The sequence below is a fragment of the Agrococcus sediminis genome (genome assembly GCF_007923295.1).
GTDB classification, from domain to species: domain Bacteria; phylum Actinomycetota; class Actinomycetes; order Actinomycetales; family Microbacteriaceae; genus Agrococcus; species Agrococcus sediminis.
Genome location: NZ_VOIR01000017.1, coordinates 1 through 21,424, shown reverse-complemented (window position 1 = coordinate 21,424; position 21,424 = coordinate 1). Strand labels below are relative to the sequence as shown.

Below are 21,424 nucleotides of genomic sequence, written 5' to 3'. Positions count from 1 at the left end.
GCACCCGCCGTGGGGTAGCATCGACGCGCCCGAACTCTCAAGGATTGGTTGAAGCATGCGGCGATGGCGCACCAAGGTGTCTGCGGCGGCGGTGGTGGCGCTCGTCGCCGGCCTGCTGACCGTCGCGCCGCCCAGCGAGCCCCCCGCCGCAGAGGCGGCCGTGGCCTCGAACTTCGACCCCGGCTACATCGTCAGCGACGAGCAGTTCTTCGACGGCGACGCGATGACCGCGGCGCAGGTGCAGGCCTTCCTCGACGCGCAGGTGCGCACGTGCCAGAGCGGCTACACGTGCCTCAAGGACTACCGGCAGCCGACGCCCGCGATGGCAGGCAGCCAGTACTGCGACGCCATCCCGGCCTATGCCAACCGCACGTCGGCGCAGATCATCACCGACGTCTCGCGCGCGTGCGACATCAGCCCGCGCGCGCTGCTCGTGCTCCTCCAGAAGGAGCAGAGCCTCGTGACGCTCACGGCGCCGACCGCGATCCGCTACGAGCGCGCGACGGGCTTCGCATGCCCCGACACCGCTCCGTGCGACCCGGCGTTCGGCGGCTTCTTCTACCAGCTCTACAACGCCGGGCGGCAGTTCCAGCGCTACGCGGCGCATCCCCAGAACTGGCGCTACCGCGCGGGCCAGACCAACCAGATCCAGTACCACCCCAACATCGCCTGCGGCACGAGCCCCGTCTACATCCGCAACCAGGCCACGGCGGGCCTCTACGTCTACACGCCGTACCAGCCGAACGCCGCGGCGCTCGGCAACCTCTACGGCTCCGGCGACGCGTGTTCGGCCTACGGCAACCGCAACTTCTGGCGCATGTGGACCGACTGGTTCGGCGACCCGCGCGAGGGCGTCGCCTCCACGTCGATGCTGCGCGACCGGAGCAACGGCAAGGTCTACCTGATCAGCGGCACGGCACGGCACCACGTCGTCTCGCGCGAGATCCTCGCCGAGTACAGCCCCGCATTCGGCGACCCCCGCGACGTCGACAGCGCGACCCTCGCGGCCTACACCGAGGGCGCGGCGCTCAGCCGCCTGGTGACGGGCACCGACGGTGCCGTGCGCCTCGTCGACGACGGGGTGTCGCACCGCTTCGCCTCCTGCTCGCAGCTGCAGCAGTGGCAGCTGGCGTGCACGGGTCATCCGAGGCTCAGCTCGGCGCTCCAGGCGCGCCTGCCCGCCGGCGAGGCCATCGCGGCGACGGTCGTCGGCACCGACGGCCACGACTGGCTCATCCAGTCGGGCACGCGCCGCGAGCTCGCCGACGTCACGATCCCCACGCGCTACGGCTACGCCGCCGACCGCGTGCGCCTCGACGACGCCGCGACCGCGCACCTGCGCGTCGGCCCGCCCGTGCTCGACTCCGGCACGGCGGTGCGCAACGCCGCGGGCACCATCCTGCGCATCAAGAGCGGCAGCGGGGTCGTCGCGCTCTCGCAGGCGCAGATCCAGCTGCTCCCGGCGAGCGCGGGCACCGTCTTCACCGACGCGTCGCTGCAGCAGCTGCCGGCGACTGCGACCGAGCTGCCGACGCGCCTCCGCGGCGCCGCCGGCGCCTACCTGCTGACCGACGGCGGCATGCTGCGGGTCGACCCCGCGAAGTACGGCGGCTCGGCGCTCTTCACGGCGCGCACCGAGCTCGGCACCGTGCTGCAGGCGCTGCCCTCGGCGGGCAGCGCGCTCGGGCCGCACTTCGTGCGCGAGCGCGGCGGCGCGCTCTACCTCGCCTCCGGCGCTCGACTCCAGCCGGTGGCCGACGAGGCCTCCTACGAGTTCATCCGCTCGCGCTTCGGCGTGCCGGCGCGCATCTGGGAGGTCGCGCCGCGCGGGCTCGACGGCGTGCCGCGCATCCTCGACGTCGAGCTCGGCGAGCTCGTGCGCGGCAGCGACGGCCGCGTGCTGCTGTGGGACGGCTCGCGGGCGCTGCACGTGCAGCACTCCGAGTTCACGAACGCGCTCGGCCTGCCGTGGCAGGTGCGCAACGTCACCGACGACGTCGTGCGGGCGCTGCCCGCGGGACCCGCGATCGGCGGCTTCGGCTTCCGGTGCGCGTCGACCGACCTCGTCGCGACCGACGGCGTGCTGCGCCCCTACGCCTCGACGACGGCCGCGGCGGCCTGGCGCCTCACCCACGCGTCGCTCGACGCGGAGCTGTGCGCCGAGCTGACCCGCTCGAGCACCGGCGCGCTGGAGTTCATCGTCGACGAGTCGGGTCGCACCTACCTGATGGAGAACGGCCAGGCGCGCTACGTGCCGAATCGCACGGTGCTGACCGACCTCGGCGGCACGCTGAGCGGCCGCACGCCCGTGCCGGCGTCCTCGATCGCGCTGCTGCCGAAGGGCGCAGACGCGACGTCGCCGATCGTGGCGGGCGAGTGGGTGCGAGGGCCGGATGCGCGCATCTACCTGTGGGACGGCACGCGCGCGATGTACCTCGCGCACCGCGACTACGCGACGGCGCTCGGGATGCCGCTCGAGTGGCGCAACCTCTCCTCCGGGGCGATCGCGGCGCTCCCCAAGGGACCGACGATCGACGACTTCGGCTACCGGTGCGGCTCGACCGACCTGGTGTCGATCGGCGGGGAGCTGCGGCCCTTCGCGTCGGCGACCGTCGCCGCGGCGTGGCGGCTCGACCACGTCGCGCTCAGCGCCGCGGTCTGCGACCAGCTCGACCGCTCGACCGCGGTCGTGCACCAGTTCGTCGTCGACCCGACGGGCCGCACGTACATGCTCGAGGGCGGCGCGGCGCGCTACGTGCCGAACCGCACGGTGCTGGCCGAGCTCGGCGGCACGCTGAGCAGCCGCACCGCGATGTCTGCGGCGGCCATCGCGCGACTGCCCGCGGGCCCGACCTTCTAGGGCTCTTCCCAGATGAAGGTGTAGGTCGGCCGGGCGCGTCGGTCCGCAGATAGACGTCGAGGTCTCCCGACGATGGAGGTTCCTACGCCATCCATCCGAAAGACCTCGACGTGCCCGACGCTACCCCGCCGGCCGGCTTCGGCCGCCCTGACCTAACCGCCTTCGCGGCTCATCCCAATCGGCTCTGATCGGGTCTGCTGACCCTCTCGACGAGAACGCAGCGACATCACAGCCACCCAACCCCGACCGTCCGGGAAGCCGGGGCACGTCACATGGGCTGTGCTGCGGGCGTGTCGAGTGGGTAGTCCAGGGCGACGCAGGAGCGTCGACGCGACGTGCTGAGAGGTGGTTCCAACCGAGCGCTAGGACACAAGCTACAGGCATGGCGATAGGTCAGGAACGGCGTCGCTCCCTGCGCAGGAGGGAGCGCAGAGTCTCGGCGTTTGCGTAGCCGACCCGTAGCGCGATCTCGGCGGAGGTGAGGTCCGTGGTTGCTGAGAGATGTCGAGCTCGTTCGGTGCGAAGCCGTTGGACGAAGCCGAGCGGAGTGAGGTTGAGCGCCGCACGGACTCGTCGTTCGAGGGTGCGCCGGCTGGTGCCGAGCGACTGCGCGACGAAGGCGACGTTGAACGGTTCGTCCAGGCGGGCGCGCACGAAGCGTTCGAACTCGACGACGATCGGGTCCTCGTGCCGGAGATGTTCGTAGGCGACGAAAGCCGCCTGCGACGGGCGCTCGTCGATGATGAGGAGCTTGGCGACATGTTGGGCCAGGTCGGGGCTGATCGATCGCACGAGTGAGAGCGCGAGGTCGATGTGGGCGAAGGCGGCGCCGGCGGTGACGAGGTTCCCGTCGACCACGACCATGGTGTCGAGATCGAGGGCGACGGTCGGATAGCGCTTCCGGAACTCCGGCCCCAGGAACCAGCTGGTCGTCGCCCGCCGATGATGCATCCGTCCTGTCTCGGCGACGGCGAACACGCCGGTGCACGCCGCGGCGATCCGGGTGGTCGCGTCGTCGAGGCGCCCGAGTGAGGCGATGACCGAACGAGCATCTCGACTCTGGAGGGCGTCGTGGGTCGCGGCGGCCGTAAGGGTTCCAAGCGCAGGGACGACGACCACGTCGAACTCTCCGGACTCCGACAGCGGGTGGTCCACCGACAGGGTCATCGATGCCGTCGTGGTCACTCGCCGTTTCGGTCCGAGGATGGCGAGTTCGATCGGGTCGATCCGCGGGTCGACATCGCCGCGGGCTCCGTCGGCCACCCGCACGATGTCGATGATCGACGCGATAGCCGAACCGAAGCAGCCGTCGATCGCGATCAGTCCGATACGCATGACGTAAACAATAGCAATACTGCCGTATACGCCACTCCCCACCGGCCCTCGCTCGTCATACGCTGAACTCGCCCCACGAAGAACCCCGACTTCAAGGAGAACCCCTCATGTCCACACCCTCATCACTTCCGTATGCCTTCGTCGCCAAGATCGTCGCGGCCGATGGACAGCACGACGCGCTCGCCGATCTGCTCGCCGGCGCTGTCGCACTCGCCAACGAAGAAGTAGGAACGATTGTCTGGTTCGCGGTCAGGACCCACGCCGACACCTTCTGGATCTTCGATGCATTCCCCGACGAAGCCGCTCGCGACGCCCACGCCAACGGCGCCATCGTCGCAGCCCTGATGGCCAACCAGCACCTCCTCGGCGCAGCACCCGAGATCCTGGCGGCCGACGTCCTCGCGTCCAAGCTCCCGTAGTCCGCCAACGCACGAGACGATCGCGCCCCGCCGAGTCGGTCCGCAGATAGACGTCGGGGTCTCCCGACGATGGAGGCTCCTACGCCATCCATCGGAGAGACCTCGACGTGCCCGACGCTACCCCGCCGCCCGGCTTCGGCCGCCCTGACCTGACCGCCTTCGCTCGACTCGACGGCCTCGGTCTGAGCGTGATCGGGCAACGACTTGAACCGGATCGTGCGGTCCTCGCGTGCCGCGTGGTGGAACCAGATCAGTGGTGCCGACGGTGCGGCAGCGAAGGCGCCGCTCGTGACACCGTGATCCGGCGGTTGGCCCACGAGCCGCTGGGCTGGCGACCGACCGTGCTGGAAGTTGTAGTGCGCCGCTACCGCTGTGCAGACTGCGGACACGTGTGGCGCCAAGACACCAGCGCCGCGGCGGAGCCACGCGCGAAGCTCTCGCGCACCGGGCTGCGGTGGGCGCTGGAAGGGATCGTGGTCGCACACCTCACCGTCGCCCGTGTCGCCGAGGGACTCGGGGTCGCGTGGGACACCGCCAACGACGCGGTCCTGGCCGAAGGCAAGCGGCTGCTGATCAACGACCCCAAGCGGTTCGAGGGCGTGAAGGTGATTGGCGTCGATGAGCACGTCCGGCGCCACACCAGGCGTGGCGACAAGTGCGTCACCGTGATCATCGACCTCACCCCGGTCCGCGATGGCGCCGGCCCAGCAAGGCTGCTGGACATGGTCGAGGGCCGGTCGAAGGCGGCGTTCAAGACCTGGCTCGCCGACCGCGACGACGCCTTCCGTGACGCGGTCGAGGTGGTCGCGATGGACGGCTTCACCGGGTTCAAGACCGCCGCTGCGGAGGAGATCCCGGACGCGGTCACGGTGATGGATCCCTTCCACGTCGTGCGCCTGGCCGGTGACGCCCTCGACAGGTGCCGGCGCCGGGTCCAACTCGCGATCCACGGGCACCGTGGGTTCAGGGACGACCCGCTCTACAAGTCGCGGCGCACGCTGCACACCGGCGCGGACCTGCTCACCGACAAGCAGAGCGACAGGCTACGCGCGCTGTTCGTTGATGACGCTCACGTCGAGGTCGAGGCGACCTGGGGTGTCTACCAGCGCATGATCGCCGCCTATCGCCACGAGGACCGGCAACGTGGCCGCGAGCTCATGGAGAAGCTGATCACCGACCTCAGCGCCGGCGTCCCCAAGGTGCTCACCGAGCTCACCACCCTGGGCCGGACCCTGAAGAAGCGAGCCGCTGACGTGCTCGCCTACTTCGAACGACCCGGCACCAGCAACGGGCCGACCGAGGCGCTCAACGGACGGCTCGAACACCTGCGCGGCTCCGCACTCGGGTTCCGCAACCTGACCAACTACATCGCCCGAAGCCTGCTCGAGACCGGCGGCTTCAGACCCCAACTTCTACACCCCCGATTGGGATGAGCCCCTTCTAGGGGCTCCCGAGCGACGAGAGCGGGGGCCGGCGCAGGCCGGCCCCCGCTGCTGTCTCTCCGCGGTCAGCGGGCGCGCTTCGCCATCAGCTCGCGGATGACCGTCGCGTCGCCGTACGTCTCCTTGGAGTCGTACGGGCGGTCGGGGAAGGCGCCCACGTCGAGGCGGATGTCGAGCTCGTGGTCGGCGATGAAGCGCTCGACCTGGTCGCGCAGCGACACCGGCTCGCCCGAGCACACGTTGATCACGCCGCGCACCTCGTCCTGCAGCGCGACCGTGGCGATCTGCTGCCCGAGCTCGCGCACGTGGATGAAGTCGAAGCGGTTCGTGCCCGTCGTGAACGGGAACACCTGCTTGCCCTGCTCGGCCGCCTGCAGCAGCTTCGTGAAGATCGACTGGTTGTTCCGGTCGTCGCCGTAGATGTAGTACGCCCGCAGCCACTGCACCGCATGGGTCTCGCCGAAGGAGTGCAGCACCGCGCGGCGCAGCGCGTCCTTCGCGATGCCGTAGAGCGACATCGGGTTCGTGGGGGTCTCAGCGGTGATCGCACCCTCGTGCCTGCCGACCTCGTGCATCGTGCCGAGCGCCGCGATCCGGCCGACGCCGGCCTCCGCGAAGTGTGACAGCACCCGGTAGTGGTCCGAGAGCCGCAGCATGTGCGCGGGCGCGTCGTGCGCGAAGCCCGCCTCCCATGCCAGGTGCACGAGCGCATCCGGACCCTCGGCGGTGAGCCGGGCGAGGTCGGCGCCGGGCGCCAGCAGGTCGAGCTCGACGATGTCGGCGCGCTCGTCGACGCGGTAGGCGCGGTGCTGGCGCACCACCGCGGTCACGCGAGCGCCCTCGTCGAGGAGCGCCGTGACGACGTGCCTGCCGATGTAGCCGGCCGCGCCGGTGACGACCACGTGCTGCTGCGTCACGATCTCTCCTCTGCCGAGCGTCGGAGGCCGCTCGGCCCCGCTCCGATGCTATCCAGGTCGCCCCTCAGACGCGGAACAGCCAGCGCACGGGCGTGCGCAGCTGCACGAGCCACGCGAGCGCCGCGCCCGCCGCCATCGCGCCGACGACCATCGCGACCGCGACCTCGCTGAAGCCGAAGCGGATGAGCGGGCCCGCCACGAGCTGCAGCGTCCAGTAGAGCGCGATCCAGTGGGTCACGTAGTAGACGATCGAGTGCCGGCCCACCCAGCGCAGCCAGCGCGACACCGGGTCGCGCCAGGGCAGGAGCGACAGCAGCGCGAGCCCGACCGCGAGCGATGCGAGCAGCGGCACGGCGAAGGTCACGTCGTTCGAGACGGCCGAGCCCGGCTGCAGCGAGGCCACCACGACGCTGCCGGTGCAGACGAGGCCGATGACGATCGAGATCGGGTGGCGCAGCAGCGGCAGCGCGGTCGGCAGGTGCTGCATCAGCAGGTGGCCGGCGAAGAAGAACGCGAGCATGAGGAACGTGCGCTCGAGCTTCATCGTCGCGACGAGATCTGGCATCGGCAGCAGCGTGACGGCGGCCGCGAGCAGCAGCGCGCCGACCATGCTGATCCAGTCGGGCACGCGGCGCAGCGCGAGCGCCACGAGGTAGGCGATCAGCAGCGTGTGCAGGTACCAGAGGTAGGTGTTCGGTGCCCAGAGGCCGCGCACCAGGATGTCGGGGCCGAGGCTCGGGAAGACGAGCAGCACGATCACGAGCCACACGGCGTACGGCCAGGCGATCGCGCGCAGCTTGCCGCTCACGTAGCGGCCCGCGCTCTTCGAGAGCGAGCCGCCCAGCAGCATGCCCGAGAGCGTCATGAGCAGCGGGATGCGGAACGGCGACGCGACCGTGTTGAAGACGTCGACCGCGATGTGCGGCTGCAGGCCGATCGAGCGCAGCATCTCGGTCGCGTGCAGGAGCACGATGAGCAGGATGGCGAGGCCCCGCAGGCCGTCCATCCACAGCAGCCGCTCGCGCCGGGCGGGCGCGACCACGGGCGGGGTCTCGGTCATGCTGCGGGCTCCTCGGGGCGGACGACCGTCCACGGTATCGCAGCGCGGGCCCGCGGGCCGACGTCCCGGGAGCCGTGTGCGAGGATGCACCCGATCCTGTCCACGACCGCTCGGAGCCCCATTGCGCGCCATCGTCCTCGTCCCCACCTACGACGAGATCGAGGCGCTCCCGGTCACCATGGACCGGCTGCTGCAGGCCGCGCCCGACGTCGAGGTGATCGTGATCGACGACAGCAGCCCCGACGGCACCGGCGAGCTCGCCGACGCGATGGCCGCGGCCGACCCGCGCATCAGCGTGCTGCACCGGCCCGCGAAGCAGGGGCTCGGCGCGGCCTACCTCGACGGCATGCGGCTCGCGCTCGAGCGCGGCGCGGATGCGGTGGTCGAGTTCGACGCCGACGGCTCGCACCCGGCCGACGCGGTGCCGCGCATGCTCGCGCGGCTGCGGCACGGCGCGCGGCCGGGCGCCGACCTCGTGATCGGCTCGCGCTGGGTCGCGGGCGGCGGCATCGTCGACTGGCCCTGGCACCGGGAGGCGATCTCGCGCGCCGGCAACCTGTACGCCAGGGTGGCGCTCGGCTCGCCGGTGCACGACATGACGGCCGGATGCCGCGCCTACACCGCCGAGCTGTTGCGCCGGCTGCCGCTCGACGACGTGCGCAGCCAGGGCTACTGCTTCCAGATCGACATGACGCGCCGCGCGCACGACGCGGGGGCGGCGGTGGTCGAGGAGCCGATCCTCTTCCGCGAGCGGGAGCTCGGCGTGTCGAAGATGACGCCCGGCATCGTGCGCGAGGCGCTCACGCACGTGACGGGCTGGGCGATCGGCCGCGCGATGCGCCGCGCGGCCGAGTCGCTGCGGAGCGTCAGGCGAACGCCGAGCTCCCCGTGATGGCCCGCCCGACGATGAGCGCGTTCATCTGCGCCGTGCCCTCGTACGTGTAGAGCGCCTCCGCGTCGACGAAGAAGCGGGCGACGTCGTAGTCGGTCACGATGCCGTTGCCGCCGCACACCTCGCGGCACCACGAGACGACCTCGCGCATCCGCGTCGTCGCGAAGGCCTTCGCGAGGGCCGAGTGGGCGTCCTCCTGCCGGCCCTCGTCGAGCATCCGCGAGACCTGCACGCACAGCGCGATCGACGCGGTGATGTGGCCGAGCGACTTGGCGAGCAGGTCCTGCACGAGCTGGTGGCCGGCGACGGGCTTGCCGAACTGCACGCGCTCGGTCGTGTAGCGCACGGCTGCCTCGTAGGCGCCGATCATGACGCCGACGGCGCTCCACGCGACCTCGGCGCGCGTGAGCCGCAGCACGCGCGCGGTGTCGCGGAAGCTCGACGCGCCCTGCAGCCGCATCGACTCCGGCACGCGCACGCCCTCGAGCTCGATGTCGGCGTTCTGCACCATGCGGAGCGCGATCTTGCGCTCGATCTTCGTGGCGCGGAAGCCCGCCGCGTCGGTCGGCACGATGAAGCCCTTCACCTGGCCGTCCTCGACGTCCTTCGCCCACACGACGACGATGTCGGCGTGGGTGGCGTTGCCGATCCAGCGCTTGGCGCCGTCGAGCACCCACTCGTCGCCCTCGCGGCGGGCGGTGGTGCGCAGCCCCTGCGCCGAGTCGGAGCCCGAGAGGGGCTCCGTGAGCCCGAAGGCGCCGATGACCGAGCAGTCGGCGAGGCGCGGCAGCCACTCGGCGCGCTGCTCCGGGGAGCCGGCGACGCCGATCGATCCTGCGACGAGGCCGTTCTGCACGCCGACGAAGGTCGACACGGATGCGTCGACGCGGCTCATCTCGAGCGCGACCCAGCCGCGGTACACCGCCGAGTTCTCGAACCTCGCGGTCTCGGGCCAGCCGGGGCCGACGACGCCGAGCGCCGCGATGCCGGGCACGAGCTCGGTCGGGAACGCGTCCCGGTGCCAGTGCTCGTCGATGACCGGTCGCACGCGCTCCTCCATGAACGCGCGGACCTCGGCCAGCGACGCCTGCTCGGCCTCGCTGAGGTCGGCGGCGAACCCGTAGAAGTCGCTCTCCAGCGGCGTGAACGTCATGGCTCCTCGTCTCTCCCGGCCGAGCTCGGCCGTCGCGGCAAGGCTAGGGCGGCGGGCGGCGACCGCCCCGCCCGTTGGTACGCTCGTGCCAATCTGCCGGAAGGAGACCGCGCGCGTGTTTGTGCCGATCGCCAACGAGCCGAGGGCATACGCGTGGGGCAGCAGGACGCTGCTCGCGGACTACCTCGGCCGCGACGCCTCCGGCGACCCCGAGGCCGAGCTGTGGCTCGGCGCGCACCCGGGCTGCCCGTCGACCGTCGCGGCGGGGGAGCACGCGGGGCGCGGGCTCGGCGAGGCGCTCGAGGCGTGGGGCCGGCCGCAGCCGGCGCTGCTGCTGAAGGCGCTCGCGGCGGCCGAGCCGCTGTCGCTGCAGGCGCACCCGGATGCCTCGGAGGCGCAGGAGGGCTTCGCGCGCGAGGACCGGCTCGGCATCGCCCGCGACGCGCCCGAGCGCAACTACCGCGACCCCCATCCGAAGCCCGAGCTCATCGTCGCGGTGACGCCGTTCGAGGCGCTGAGCGGCTTCCGCCCCGCCGGCGAGGCGCTGCGCGTGCTCGACGCGCTCGCGGCGGCCGATGCGCGGCTCGCGCCCGTCGCCGCGCGCGTGCGGGCGGGCGACGCGCTCGCGTGGCTGCTCTCGGGCGGCGACGAGGTCGCCGCCGCCGTCGCCGCCGCCGAGGCGGCCGCTCCGGCGATCGCGGCGGCGCACCCCGTGGAGGCCGACACCGTCGACCGGCTCGCGCGCACCCACCCGGGCGACCCGGGCATCCTCGTGGCACTGCTGCTCAACCGCGTCTCGCTCGCGCCGGGCGAGGCGCTGTACCTGCCGGCCGGCAACCTCCACGCCTACCTCGAGGGCCTCGCCATCGAGCTGATGGGGCCGAGCGACAACGTGCTGCGCGGCGGGCTCACCCCGAAGCACGTCGACGTGCCCGAGCTGCTGCGGGTCGTCGACACGACGCCGCTCGTCGAGCCCCGCCTGGCGTCGACGCCGCTCGAGGGCGCGGTCGCGTACCGCCCTGCGGCGCCCTTCGAGCTGCGCCGCATCGCCGGCGTCCACCGCGTCGAGGGCGGCGCCCGGGGGCTGCTGCTCGCGGCGCGGCCGACGCGCGTCGCGATCGACGGCGCCGAGCACGAGCTGCCCCAGGCGGCCGGCGCGTGGATCGATGCGGCGGAGCCGTTCGAGGTGCGCTCCGACGAGGCGTGGCTCGCGCTCGAGCGCGACACGCCGTGAGTGCGGCGCTGCGCCCCGAGAGGCCGCGACACTCCTAGGATTCCCGACTTGACGCGGGGCGAACTACACCGGTGTAATTGGGTGCAACGCGGGCCCGGCCGGGGTCCCGCAGAACCGGGGGAAGCCATGCGAGAGGGAGTGCAGCGCAGCACGACGGCGCGAGGCGCCGAAGAGGGTGCCCTGCGACGCGGGGTGCCCGGCGACTGGTTCGTCGACCCGATCATGCTGGGCGTTCCCGGGGTCCGCGACGACGCGGCCGACCACGCCCTCGCCTGGCAGACCGACGCGCTGTGCGCCGAGACCGACCCGGAGGCGTTCTTCCCCGAGAAGGGCGGCTCCACCCGCGATGCCAAGCGCATCTGCGACGGCTGCGAGGTGCGCCAGCAGTGCCTCGAGTACGCGCTCGAGAACGACGAGCGCTTCGGCATCTGGGGCGGGCTCTCCGAGCGCGAGCGCCGCAAGCTCCGCAAGCTGGCCTGAGCGCCCTGACCCGCGAGGCGGGCGCCCGCGTCCACAGCGGGACGTGGAACCATGGATCCATGCCGAACCAGCGCCGCCGCACCGCGCTGGCAGCCTGGATCGTCACCAACGCTGCCGCGGGCGACGCCGTCCGCAACGTGATCGGCTACCCCGTCTGGGGTGCGCTGGTCGGCCTGACCTTCGTCTGGGTCTTCATCGAGCTCGGGCTCCTGCGGGTGCGGCTGCACCGCATGCCCGTGCCGGTCGTGGCGTTCGCGGCGGCCGCCATCGCCTCGGCCGTGTGGGCGATCTCGCCCGGATGGTCGCTGCTCGGGTCGTTCATCCTGCTCGGCACCATCGCGAGCGCCGTCCTCATCGCATCGCTGCCGTACCGGGTCATCCTCGACGTCACGCACTGGTCGATGCAGGGGCTGCTCGCCGCGTCGCTGCTGTTCGAGGCCTTCGTCGCGCTCGTGCTGCGGCGGCCGCTGTTCCCGCTCTGGGCCGACTACCCGCCCGACGTGAGCGGCGAGCTGCACTGGTCGAGCGGCCTGCTCTTCGAGGGCGGGCGCGTGCAGGGCGTGATGGGCAACGCGAACCTGCTCGGCATGGTGGCGCTCATCGCGCTCGTGATCGCCGGATGCCGCGCCGTGGCCGGCGTCGACCGGTGGTGGCCCGTGTGGGTGGGCCTGCCCATCCTCGTCCACGTGCTCACCCGCAGCGCGACCGTGCTCTTCGCGACCGCCATGGTGGCGGTGCTCGCCGTGCTCGTCGTGAGCTGGGTGCGATGGCGGGGCGCGGCCTTCTACCGGATCTTCGGCCTCGCGATCGCGGTGGGGCTCGTCTGCGTCGGCCTCATCATCGCGAACTGGACGGCCGTCACCGACTTCCTGGGCCGCGACGCCGACATGACGGGCCGCTTCGACATCTGGGGCCGCGTGATCGCGCTCGGCATGGAGAGCCCCGTCGTGGGCGTCGGCTACCTCGGCTACTGGCTGCCGTGGGTCGAGCCGTTCGACCGGCTCGGCGAGATGCACGGCATGGTCTACCTGCAGGCGCACAACGTGTGGCTCGACGTCTTCATGCAGCTCGGGCTCGTCGGCGTGCTGCTGTGGGCGGGCCTGCAGTACCGCGCCGCCGCCAACTGCCTCGGCGCGCTGTACCGGTCGCCGATCGGCGAGCGCGCGCTGAACGCCATCCCGCTGCTGCTGTGGGTCGCGCTGTTCGTGCAGGGGCTCGCCGAGTCGCGGCCCTGGATCGAGTTCGGCATGATCCTGCTCGTCATCTTCGTCATCGGGCCGCTCCGCAAGCAGATCGCGCCGCGCGCGCCCCGCACGCAGGCGATCCTCACGCATTGACGCGCGCCGGGCGGCGATTCGGCGGCGCACCGGGCCCAACCCCAGCCCGCCGAGCCCTGCGCGCCTAGCCTTGCCGGGTGCATCCGAGGGTCTTCGCCGTGCTCGCGGCCAGCAATGGCGCCGCGTACCTGCCCGCGACCCTCGCCGCGATCGAGGCGCAGTCGGTCGCGCCCGACCGCCTGATCGCCGTCGACGGCGGATCGAAGGACGACACGCGCGCCGTGCTCGAGGCGTCGCGCGCCGCGAGCGTCGTCGCTGCGGCGCGGCTGCCGTACGGGCAGCTCGTGAACCGGGGCGCGGGCGCGCTGCCATCGGCCGAGCCGGGCGACTGGCTGTGGGTGCTCGCGCACGACGCGGCGCCGCACCCGCGCGCGCTGCAGGCGCTGCTGGGCCACGTGGAGTCGCACCCGAGCGTCGCGATCGTCGGCCCGAAGGTGATGCGCGCCGACCTGCCCGACCGCTTCGCCGAGCTCGGGCAGACGATGACCCCGTTCGGTCGCAGCATGCTGCTGCACGAGGGCGAGCTCGACCAGGGCCAGCACGACGACGACTCCGACGTGCTCGGCGTCGCCGAGACCGGCATGCTCGTGCGGCGCGACGTGTTCGAGGCGCTCGGCGGCTTCGACCCGGCGCTGCGCTCGATCGACGCCGGCCTCGACCTCGGCGTGCGCGCGCGACTCGCGGGCCACCGCGTCGCGGTCGAGCCGCGCGCGCGGGTGCGCCGCGCCGGGGGGCCCGAGCACTTCGACGCCCGCACCGTCAGCGACGCGCAGCGCGTGGCGGTCGCCCGCCGGGCGCAGCTGCACCGCCGGCTCGCCTACGCGAACCCGCTCGCGCTCATCGCGCACTGGCTCCTGCTGCTGCCGCTCGCGGTCGTGCGCACCGTCGCGCACCTGCTCGCCAAGCGGCCCGCCGCCGTGCTCGCCGAGTGGCGGGCGACGCTCGCGACGCTCGTCGCGCTGCCCGCGACCGCTCGCGCGCGGCGTCGGATCGCCCGCACCAAGGCGACCGGCTGGTCGTCGATGCGGGGCCTGCGCGCGAGCTGGCGCACGGTGCGCTCGCGGCGGCGGACGCTCGGCGACCCCGAGCAGATGCAGCGCGTCGCCGACGAGCGCGTCGGGTTCGTCGAGGGCGCGGGCCTGTGGGTCACCGCGCTCGCGGTCGTCGTGGGCGTCGTGCTGTCGCCGCAGCTCATCGCGGCGAGCGCCGCGACCGGCGGCGCCCTGCTGCCGCTGTCGGGGTCGCTCGCCGAGGTGTGGGCGAACGCGCTCGCCGGCCCGCGCGACGCGCTCGGCGAGGTGGTCGGGCCTGCCGACCCGTTCACGATCCTGCTCGCGCTGCTCGGCTCGCTCACGCCGTGGCAGCCCTCCACCGCGATCGTGCTCGTGCTGTTCCTCGCGCCGGCGATCGCCTCCGTCACGGCGTTCTTCGCCGTGCGCGCGATGACCGACTCCCGGTGGGCGCCCGCCGTGGCCGCCGCCGTCTGGGCGCTCTCGCCGATCCTCCTCGTCGCGATCGTCGACGGGCGGCTCGGTGCGGTGCTCGCGCACGTGGCGCTGCCGCTCGCCGTCGCGGGGCTGCTGCGCGCCCACCGCTCGTGGCGCGCCGCGGGCGCCGCCGCGATCCCGCTCGCGGTGGCGGTCGCCGGCGCGCCGGTGCTGCTGCCGGCGATGCTGCTGCTCGCGGTCATCGCGATGGGCACCGGGTGGCGGGCGCCGCTGCGGCCGCTCGCCGCGCTGCTCCCCGCCGCGGCGCTGCTCGCGCCGATCGTCGTCACCCGGTGGATCGACGGCCGCCCGCTCGCGGCGCTCGCCGACCCGGGGGTGCCGAAGCCCTCCACCCCGCCCACCCCGGTCGAGGCGGCCCTGCTCGGCCCCGACGGCACGCTCGCGAGCCTCGAGGGCGCCGTCGCCGCCACCGCGCCCGAGCTCGACGCCCAGTGGATCGCCCTCGCGCTGCTCGCGCCGCTCGCGCTCGCGGCGCTCGCGGGCATCGTCCTGCGGCCCACCCGCGCGTGGCCGTGGCTCGCGCTGCTGCTCGCCGGGTACGCCACCGCGGTCGCCGCGTCGCGGCTCTCCGTCGCCTCCCTCGACGGCGAGCCCGTCGCCGTCTGGGCCGGCACCGGCGCATCCGTCATGCTCGCCGCGCTCATCGCGCTCGCCGTCGTCGCCGTCGACCTCGACGACCGCCGCGGCGCCGTGCCCGGCGGCATCGTCGCCCTCGCCGCCGTCGCGGCGGCGGTGCCCGTGATCGCGACCTCGTTCCTGCTGCCCGCGACGGTGATCGCCGCGCCCGAGCGGCGCATGCCGGCCTTCGTCGACGCGGCGGCCGAGGAGGACCCGCAGGTGGGCACGATGGTGCTGCGGCCGCTCGCCGAGGGCCTCATCGGCGTCGACGTCGAGCGCGGCCACGGCTTGACGCTCGACGCCGTCTCGACCGAGGAGCTCGTGCGCGAGGAGGCCGGCCCCGCCGAGGCCGAGCTCGCCCAGGCCTCCGTCGACATGGCCTCCGGGGGCGACGCCGACGTCGCCGCGCTGCTCGACGAGCACGGCATCCGCTTCGTGCTCCTCGAGCAGGAGCGGGAGGGCGCCGCGGCCGTGCACGACCGCGCGCAGCGCTCGCTCGACGCGCGCGGCGACCTGCAGGCGATCGGGCAGACCGAGGCGGGCCTGCTCTACCAGCGACTGGAGGCGGCGGGCGGCCCGCCCGTCGAGCGCCCCGCCTGGGCCGGCTGGCTGCTCGCCGGGCAGCTCGCCGCGCTCGCGGGCGCGGTGGTGGCGGCGCTGCCGTCGCTGCGGCGCGGCGCGCGCGTGCGCACCAGGCGGCTCGAGACGACGGGGGAGTGGCAGTGACCGATCGCGACGAGACGCCGGACCCGCTCGACGAGTCCCAGCAGTTCGACGACCCCTCGCCGATCCGCGACGACGAGGAGCCGCCCCGCGAGCACGAGCCCACCGAGGCGGAGCTCGCCGTCGAGGCGGAGGCCGAGCCGTCGGGCGACATCGCGAGCGACGTCGCGCTCACCGACCGGGAGGCGGCCGCGAACGACGCGGCCGAGTCGCGGCGGCGCTTCGAGCGCCGCGACGCGGTGCGGTGGAGCGCCCGCGGGCTCGCCGGGCTCGCCGCCGCGGCGCTCGGCGTCGGCGCGGTGCTCGGCGCGACCGCGCTGCCGGAGGACCTCCGGGCCCAGGCGCAGGCGCCATCGACCCACGTGCTGCCCGCATCGCCCATGCAGTCGCGCGTCTGCGCCGGCCCGGTGCTGCGCGTCGGCACCGCCGACGGCCAGGACGCGCTCGCGCTCGCCGCGATCGAGGAGCCGAGCGTGACCGTCGGCAGCCTCGGTGGCGACGTCGCGCAGGTGCCGCTCACCATGCGCCAGGCCGAGCTGCCCGGCGCGGCGTCGATCGTGCAGCGCGGCGAGAGCTCGACGCTCTCCGCCGCGCAGTCCGTCTCGGTCGACGTCGACGCCGTGCGCGGCCTCGCCGCGAGCGAGTGCGCCGAGACGCGCCTCGAGCAGTGGCTCGTCGGGGGCTCCACGCGCACGGGCAGGCAGACGACCCTCACGATCGCCAACGGCTCCGAGGTCGCTGCGAGCGTCGACGTGACGGTCTACGGGCCCGACGGGCCGGTCGAGACCGTGGGGTCGACGGGCGTCGCCGTCGGTGCCGGGCAGGTCGAGGTGCTCGACCTCGCCGCGATCGCCCCGGGCGTCGCCGACGCGGTCGTGCACGTCGCATCCACCGGCGCCCCCGTGACGGCGCACCTGCAGCAGACCATCACGCGCGGGCTCGAGCGCGGCGGCTTCGACGTCGTCGACCCGGTGTCGGCGCTCACGGGCGCAGTGCTGCCGGGCGTCGTCGTCGCCGAGCCGTCGGGCCTCGAGACGCAGCCCGACTACGACGACACGACGCCCGTGCTGCGGCTGCTCTCGCCGACGGGCGGCGCGGTGCGCGTCGTGTTCCAGTCGGGCGACGGCTCGACCATCGAGTCGGAGGGGTCGCTCGAGGCGGGCAGGGTCACCGACTTCCCGCTCGACGAGCTGCCGGTCGGCACGCTCGCGGTGCGGATCGAGTCGGATGCGCCGGTCGTCGCAGGCGCGCGGAGCGTCGCGATCGCGGGCGAGGGGCTCGACTTCGACTGGGTCGCGGGCGGCCAGCCGCGCTCGGGCGCCTCGTCGATCGCCGTGCCGGCCGGGCCCGGCGCCCGCCTGCACGTCGTCAGCACCTCCGACGCCGAGCAGGAGATCACGATCGACGGCGAGGCCGTGCGGCTGCCGGCGATGGGCGTGCTGGAGCGGGCCGTCGACGGCGGTGCGGTCGAGGTGGTCGGCGACGACCTCGTGATCGGGGTCGGCTACCGCAGCGACAGCGCCATCGCAGGCTTCACGGCGAGCCCGCAGGGGCCGGCGGCGGAGGGCGTGACCGTCCTGCACTGATGACTGGGTCTCGGTACGCGGCCTGCGGCCGCTGGACCGACGGCCGAGACGGCCGTCGGCGCTGGCGTCGCGCGGAGGCCCGAAAGGGCCTCCGCCTTCAGCTCCAGCGCGCGACCTTGAGCCCTCCGCGCGCAACGCCGCTGCGCGGCATTGCGCGCTCCGGGCTCAATGGTGCCGCCAGCGGTCGGGGGCGACCTCCCACGGGTCGCGGCCGATGAGCTCGGCCGCGGCGCGGAAGACGGCGCCCTCGATCGCGACCTGCCGGTGCCAGGCGTCGTCGATGTGCACGCGCGGCAGCCGCTGCAGCGGCAGCCGGTAGATCGTGATCGTGCGGCGCCGCGCGTCGACGGCCCACTCCGGCACCTCGTCGACGCGATCGGCGAGCGAGCGCGGCGGCATGTCGGCCCACTGGAAGACCACGTCGCCGAGCTCTGCCGGCCACAGCGCCTGCACGTAGTCGGCGGCGTCGGCCGCGATGTCCTCGAAGCGCGTCTCGCGCGACGACAGGAACGGCAGCACGGGGCCGGCGATCGACGACCGCATGTCGCGGCCGTGGCGCGAACCGCGGGAGTGCTGGCGCGCGGGCATGGCCTCATCCTACGTGTCGGCCGGCCGCGGACCGCGGCGGCACTACCCTTGACCGGATGGACGTCAGGACGTGCTCTCGGCCCGGGTGCCGCAGGTACGCCGACCGCACCGTCACGGTCGACTACGGCGAGCAGCTGCTCGTCGTCGGACCGCTGCAGCCCGCCAGCCGGCGGGGTGCGATCGAGGGCAGCTACGACCTGTGCGACCCGCACGCGGAGCGCGCCGCCGGCCCCGCCGGGTGGCGCGTCGTGCGGCACGAGCCCGGCAGAGCGCCCCGGTAGGGGCCACCAGAGCGAAGAGGGAACCATGGCGCTGAGCGACATCGTGAAGGCGTACGACGTGCGGGGCCTGGTCGACGGCCAGCTGACCGAGGAGGTCGTGCGCGCCCTCGGCGCGGCGTTCGCCGACGAGGTCGACGCCGGCCGGCCCGGGGCCGCCCCGATCGTGATCGGCCACGACATGCGGCCCTCGTCGCCCGCGCTCGCCGCGGCCGCCGCCGACGGCGCGCGGGCGCGCGGCGCCGACGTCGTCATGATCGGGCTCTGCTCCACCGACGCGACCTACTTCGCCTCCGGCTCGCTCGACGCGCCCGCGATGATGTTCACCGCATCCCACAACCCCGCCGCCTACAACGGCATCAAGTTCTCGCGCGCCGGCGCGCGCGGTGTGAGCCTCGACACGGGCCTCGCCGCCATCCGCGACGGCGCGCAGCGCTACCTCGACGAGGGCCTCGCCGAGGCGCCCGAGCGTGGTGGCCTCACCGAGCGCGACGTGCTGCCCGACTACGCGGCGCACCTGCGCTCGCTCGTCGACCTCACGCCCATCCGGCCCCTCAAGGTCGTCGTGGATGCGGCCAACGGCATGGGCGGGATGACGGTGCCGGCGGTGCTCGGCGGGGCTGCCGGGCTCGGCCCGCTGCCGATCGAGGTCGTGCCGCTGTACTTCGAGCTCGACGGCACGTTCCCGAACCACGAGGCGAACCCGCTCGACCCGGCCAACCTCGTCGACCTGCAGGCCGCCGTCGTCGAGCACGGCGCCGACCTGGGCCTCGCGTTCGACGGCGACGCCGACCGCTGCTTCGTGATCGACGAGCGCGGCGGAGCGGTGTCGCCGTCGGCGGTCGCCGCGATCGTCGCCGAGCGCGAGATCCGCCGCGTGCAGGCGGCGGGGGAGCAGGACGTCGTGGTGATCCACAACCTCATCACGAGCCGCGCCGTGCCCGAGACGATCACCGCCGCGGGCGCGACGCCCGTGCGCACGCGCGTCGGCCACTCGCTCATCAAGGACCGCATGGCCGAGACGGGCGCCGTCTTCGGCGGCGAGCACTCGGCGCACTACTACTTCCGCGACTTCTGGGGCGCCGACAACGGCATGCTCGCGGCGATGCACGTGCTCGCGACGCTCGGCGGCGACGACGAGCCGATGTCGCAGCTCGCGGCCCGCTACACGCCCTACGCGTCGTCGGGCGAGATCAACTCGACGGTCGCCGACGTGCCTGCCGCGTACACGCGCATCGTCGAGGCCTTCGCGGGCCGCGGCCACTTCGACGAGCTCGACGGGCTGACGGTGATGGCCGCCGACGGCGCGTGGTGGTTCTCGGTGCGCCCCTCGAACACCGAGCCGCTGCTGCGGCTCAACGTCGAGGGCGAGCAGGCGGCGACGATGGCCGCGATCCGCGACGAGGTGCTGGCGCTCATCCGCGCCTGACGGCCCGGCGCACCGCCGCCCGGACACTACGCTGGGGGGCATGAGCAAGCTCCTCGTCACCGGCGGCGCCGGGTTCATCGGCTCGAACTTCGTCCACTACGCGGTCGCGAACGCCGACCACGACGTGGTGGTGCTCGACAAGCTGACCTACGCGGGCGACCGCGAGACGCTCGCGGGGCTGCCGGAGGACCGGGTGCGGCTCGTGGTGGGCGACATCGCCGACCCGGAGGTCGTCGACGCGCTCGTCGCCGACGCCGACGCCGTCGTGCACTACGCGGCCGAGTCGCACAACGACAACTCGCTGTCGGACCCGTCGCCATTCGTGCACACGAACCTGATCGGCACGTTCACGCTGCTCGAGGCGGCGCGCAAGCACGGCACGCGCTTCCACCACATCTCGACCGACGAGGTCTACGGCGACCTCGAGCTCGACGACCCAGCGAAGTTCACGCCCGAGACGCCCTACAACCCGTCGAGCCCGTACTCGTCGACGAAGGCGGGCTCCGACCTGCTGGTGCGCGCGTGGGTGCGCTCGTTCGGGCTCGAGGCGACGATCTCGAACTGCTCGAACAACTACGGTCCGCGCCAGCACGTGGAGAAGTTCATCCCGCGGCAGATCACGAACGTGATCGACGGGGTGCGGCCGCGCCTGTACGGGGCGGGCGAGAACGTGCGCGACTGGATCCACGCCGACGACCACTCCTCGGCGGTGCTGCGGATCCTCGAGTCGGGCCGGATCGGCGAGACGTACCTGATCGGCGCCGAGGGCGAGCGCTCGAACCTCGAGGTCGTGCAGGCGATCCTGCGGCTGATGGGGCAGGAGCCGGATGCGTTCGACCACGTGAAGGACCGCCCGGGCCACGACATGCGGTACGCGATCGACGCGACGAAGCTGCGCGAGGAGCTCGGCTGGGCGCCGGCGTTCACCGACTTCGAGGCGGGGCTCGCGTCGACGATCGACTGGTACCGCGCGAACGAGCCGTGGTGGCGGAAGCAGAAGGCCGAGGCCGAGGCGAAGTACGCCCAGGCCGGGCACTGAGACCGAGGGCGACTGATGCAGACGGGCAAGCAGCTCGCGGTGCGCGAGACCCCGATCCCGGGGTTCCTCGTGATCGACCTGCCGGTGCACGGCGACAACCGCGGCTGGTTCAAGGAGAACTGGCAGCGCGAGAAGCAGCTGGCGCTCGGGCTGCCGGACTTCGGGCCGGTGCAGAACAACATCTCCTTCAACGCCACCGCGGGCGTGACGCGCGGCATCCACGCCGAGCCGTGGGACAAGTACATCTCGGTCGCCGCCGGCCGCGTGTTCGGCGCGTGGGTCGACCTGCGCGAGGGCCCGTCGTTCGGCGCGACGTTCACGATCGAGATCGACCCGTCGATCGCGGTGTTCGTGCCGCGGGGCGTCGGCAACTCGTTCCAGGCGCTCGAGGAGGACACGGCCTACTCGTACCTCGTGAACGACCACTGGTCGGCCGAGGCGCAGAGCGAGTACACGTTCCTCAACCTCGCCGACCCGACCGCCGCGATCGCCTGGCCGATCCCGCTCGAGCAGGCCGAGCTGAGCG

The 21,424-nt window shown here is 73.3% G+C and carries 18 protein-coding genes; 13 read left to right on the top strand and 5 right to left on the bottom strand.

Features of this window, described 5'->3' with window-relative positions; genetic code table 11:
- The first annotated feature begins 55 nt into the window (after positions 1 to 55).
- Positions 56 to 2,860, top strand: coding sequence for a hypothetical protein (locus FQ330_RS11745; protein WP_146357793.1), 2,805 nt, complete (start codon positions 56 to 58; stop codon positions 2,858 to 2,860).
- 393 nt (positions 2,861 to 3,253) lie between these two features.
- Here FQ330_RS11745 and FQ330_RS11740 read toward each other — a convergent pair whose 3' ends face one another.
- Positions 3,254 to 4,195 (bottom strand): GlxA family transcriptional regulator, encoded by a 942-nt coding sequence (locus FQ330_RS11740; RefSeq protein ID WP_146357791.1) that lies wholly within the window; start codon positions 4,193 to 4,195, stop codon positions 3,254 to 3,256.
- A gap of 107 nt (positions 4,196 to 4,302) precedes the next feature.
- Here FQ330_RS11740 and FQ330_RS11735 point away from each other — a divergent pair, with 107 nt between their 5' ends.
- Positions 4,303 to 4,614, top strand: coding sequence for a putative quinol monooxygenase (locus FQ330_RS11735; RefSeq protein ID WP_146357789.1), 312 nt, complete (start codon positions 4,303 to 4,305; stop codon positions 4,612 to 4,614).
- Between the two features lie 107 nt (positions 4,615 to 4,721).
- Positions 4,722 to 6,047 (top strand): ISL3-like element ISPfr2 family transposase, encoded by a 1,326-nt coding sequence (locus FQ330_RS11730; RefSeq protein WP_146357787.1) that lies wholly within the window; start codon positions 4,722 to 4,724, stop codon positions 6,045 to 6,047.
- 74 nt (positions 6,048 to 6,121) lie between these two features.
- Here the strand turns inward: FQ330_RS11730 and FQ330_RS11725 are convergent, their stop codons facing one another.
- Together FQ330_RS11725 and FQ330_RS11720 are read right to left on the bottom strand one after the other, a co-directional pair.
- Positions 6,122 to 6,973: an NAD-dependent epimerase/dehydratase family protein gene (locus tag FQ330_RS11725; protein ID WP_146357785.1), complete on the bottom strand. Its 852-nt coding sequence runs from the start codon at positions 6,971 to 6,973 to the stop codon at positions 6,122 to 6,124.
- Between the two features lie 64 nt (positions 6,974 to 7,037).
- Positions 7,038 to 8,033 (bottom strand): acyltransferase family protein, encoded by a 996-nt coding sequence (locus FQ330_RS11720; RefSeq protein WP_192575939.1) that lies wholly within the window; start codon positions 8,031 to 8,033, stop codon positions 7,038 to 7,040.
- A 121-nt stretch (positions 8,034 to 8,154) separates the two neighbouring features.
- On the opposite strand from FQ330_RS11720, the gene FQ330_RS11715 reads away from it, so the two are divergent.
- The gene (locus tag FQ330_RS11715; RefSeq protein ID WP_225792841.1) at positions 8,155 to 8,925 is read left to right on the top strand and encodes a polyprenol monophosphomannose synthase; all 771 of its coding nucleotides are present in this window, start codon (positions 8,155 to 8,157) and stop codon (positions 8,923 to 8,925) included.
- Here FQ330_RS11715 and FQ330_RS11710 read toward each other — a convergent pair.
- Positions 8,900 to 10,078, bottom strand: a complete 1,179-nt coding sequence (locus FQ330_RS11710; protein WP_146357779.1) for an acyl-CoA dehydrogenase family protein — start codon at positions 10,076 to 10,078, stop codon at positions 8,900 to 8,902. The genes FQ330_RS11715 and FQ330_RS11710 overlap by 26 nt on opposite strands.
- A gap of 115 nt (positions 10,079 to 10,193) precedes the next feature.
- On the opposite strand from FQ330_RS11710, the gene manA reads away from it, so the two are divergent.
- The 5 genes from manA (at position 10,194) to FQ330_RS11685 (ending at position 17,564) form a co-directional block, all read left to right on the top strand.
- Positions 10,194 to 11,312, top strand: a complete 1,119-nt coding sequence (manA, locus tag FQ330_RS11705) for a mannose-6-phosphate isomerase, class I (RefSeq protein ID WP_225792840.1) — start codon at positions 10,194 to 10,196, stop codon at positions 11,310 to 11,312.
- 222 nt (positions 11,313 to 11,534) lie between these two features.
- On the top strand, positions 11,535 to 11,792 hold the full coding sequence (locus FQ330_RS11700; protein ID WP_192575945.1) for a WhiB family transcriptional regulator: 258 nt from the start codon (positions 11,535 to 11,537) through the stop codon (positions 11,790 to 11,792).
- A 59-nt stretch (positions 11,793 to 11,851) separates the two neighbouring features.
- Positions 11,852 to 13,129, top strand: coding sequence for an O-antigen ligase family protein (locus tag FQ330_RS11695; RefSeq protein WP_128189273.1), 1,278 nt, complete (start codon positions 11,852 to 11,854; stop codon positions 13,127 to 13,129).
- Between the two features lie 77 nt (positions 13,130 to 13,206).
- The gene (locus FQ330_RS11690) at positions 13,207 to 15,981 is read left to right on the top strand and encodes a glycosyltransferase (RefSeq protein ID WP_146357773.1); all 2,775 of its coding nucleotides are present in this window, start codon (positions 13,207 to 13,209) and stop codon (positions 15,979 to 15,981) included.
- Positions 15,978 to 17,564, top strand: coding sequence for a DUF5719 family protein (locus FQ330_RS11685; protein WP_146357771.1), 1,587 nt, complete (start codon positions 15,978 to 15,980; stop codon positions 17,562 to 17,564). Before FQ330_RS11690 ends, FQ330_RS11685 begins: the two co-directional genes overlap by 4 nt.
- Positions 17,565 to 17,729: 165 nt before the next feature.
- Here FQ330_RS11685 and FQ330_RS11680 read toward each other — a convergent pair whose 3' ends face one another.
- Complete coding sequence (locus FQ330_RS11680) at positions 17,730 to 18,152, bottom strand: hypothetical protein (protein WP_128189270.1); 423 nt, start codon at positions 18,150 to 18,152, stop codon at positions 17,730 to 17,732.
- Between the two features lie 56 nt (positions 18,153 to 18,208).
- Between FQ330_RS11680 and FQ330_RS11675 the strand changes: the two genes are divergently transcribed.
- The 4 genes from FQ330_RS11675 to FQ330_RS11660 form a co-directional block, all read left to right on the top strand.
- Positions 18,209 to 18,433, top strand: coding sequence for a DUF3499 family protein (locus FQ330_RS11675; protein ID WP_128189269.1), 225 nt, complete (start codon positions 18,209 to 18,211; stop codon positions 18,431 to 18,433).
- A 25-nt stretch (positions 18,434 to 18,458) separates the two neighbouring features.
- A complete protein-coding gene (locus tag FQ330_RS11670; protein ID WP_128189268.1) occupies positions 18,459 to 19,859 on the top strand; it encodes a phosphomannomutase/phosphoglucomutase in 1,401 nt (466 codons plus the stop codon).
- A 40-nt stretch (positions 19,860 to 19,899) separates the two neighbouring features.
- Positions 19,900 to 20,898: a dTDP-glucose 4,6-dehydratase gene (gene rfbB / locus FQ330_RS11665; protein WP_146357769.1), complete on the top strand. Its 999-nt coding sequence runs from the start codon at positions 19,900 to 19,902 to the stop codon at positions 20,896 to 20,898.
- Positions 20,899 to 20,913: 15 nt separating this feature from the next.
- Positions 20,914 to 21,424, top strand: a 511-nt coding sequence (locus FQ330_RS11660; RefSeq protein ID WP_146357001.1) for a dTDP-4-dehydrorhamnose 3,5-epimerase family protein, incomplete at its 3' end; no start/stop codon positions are given.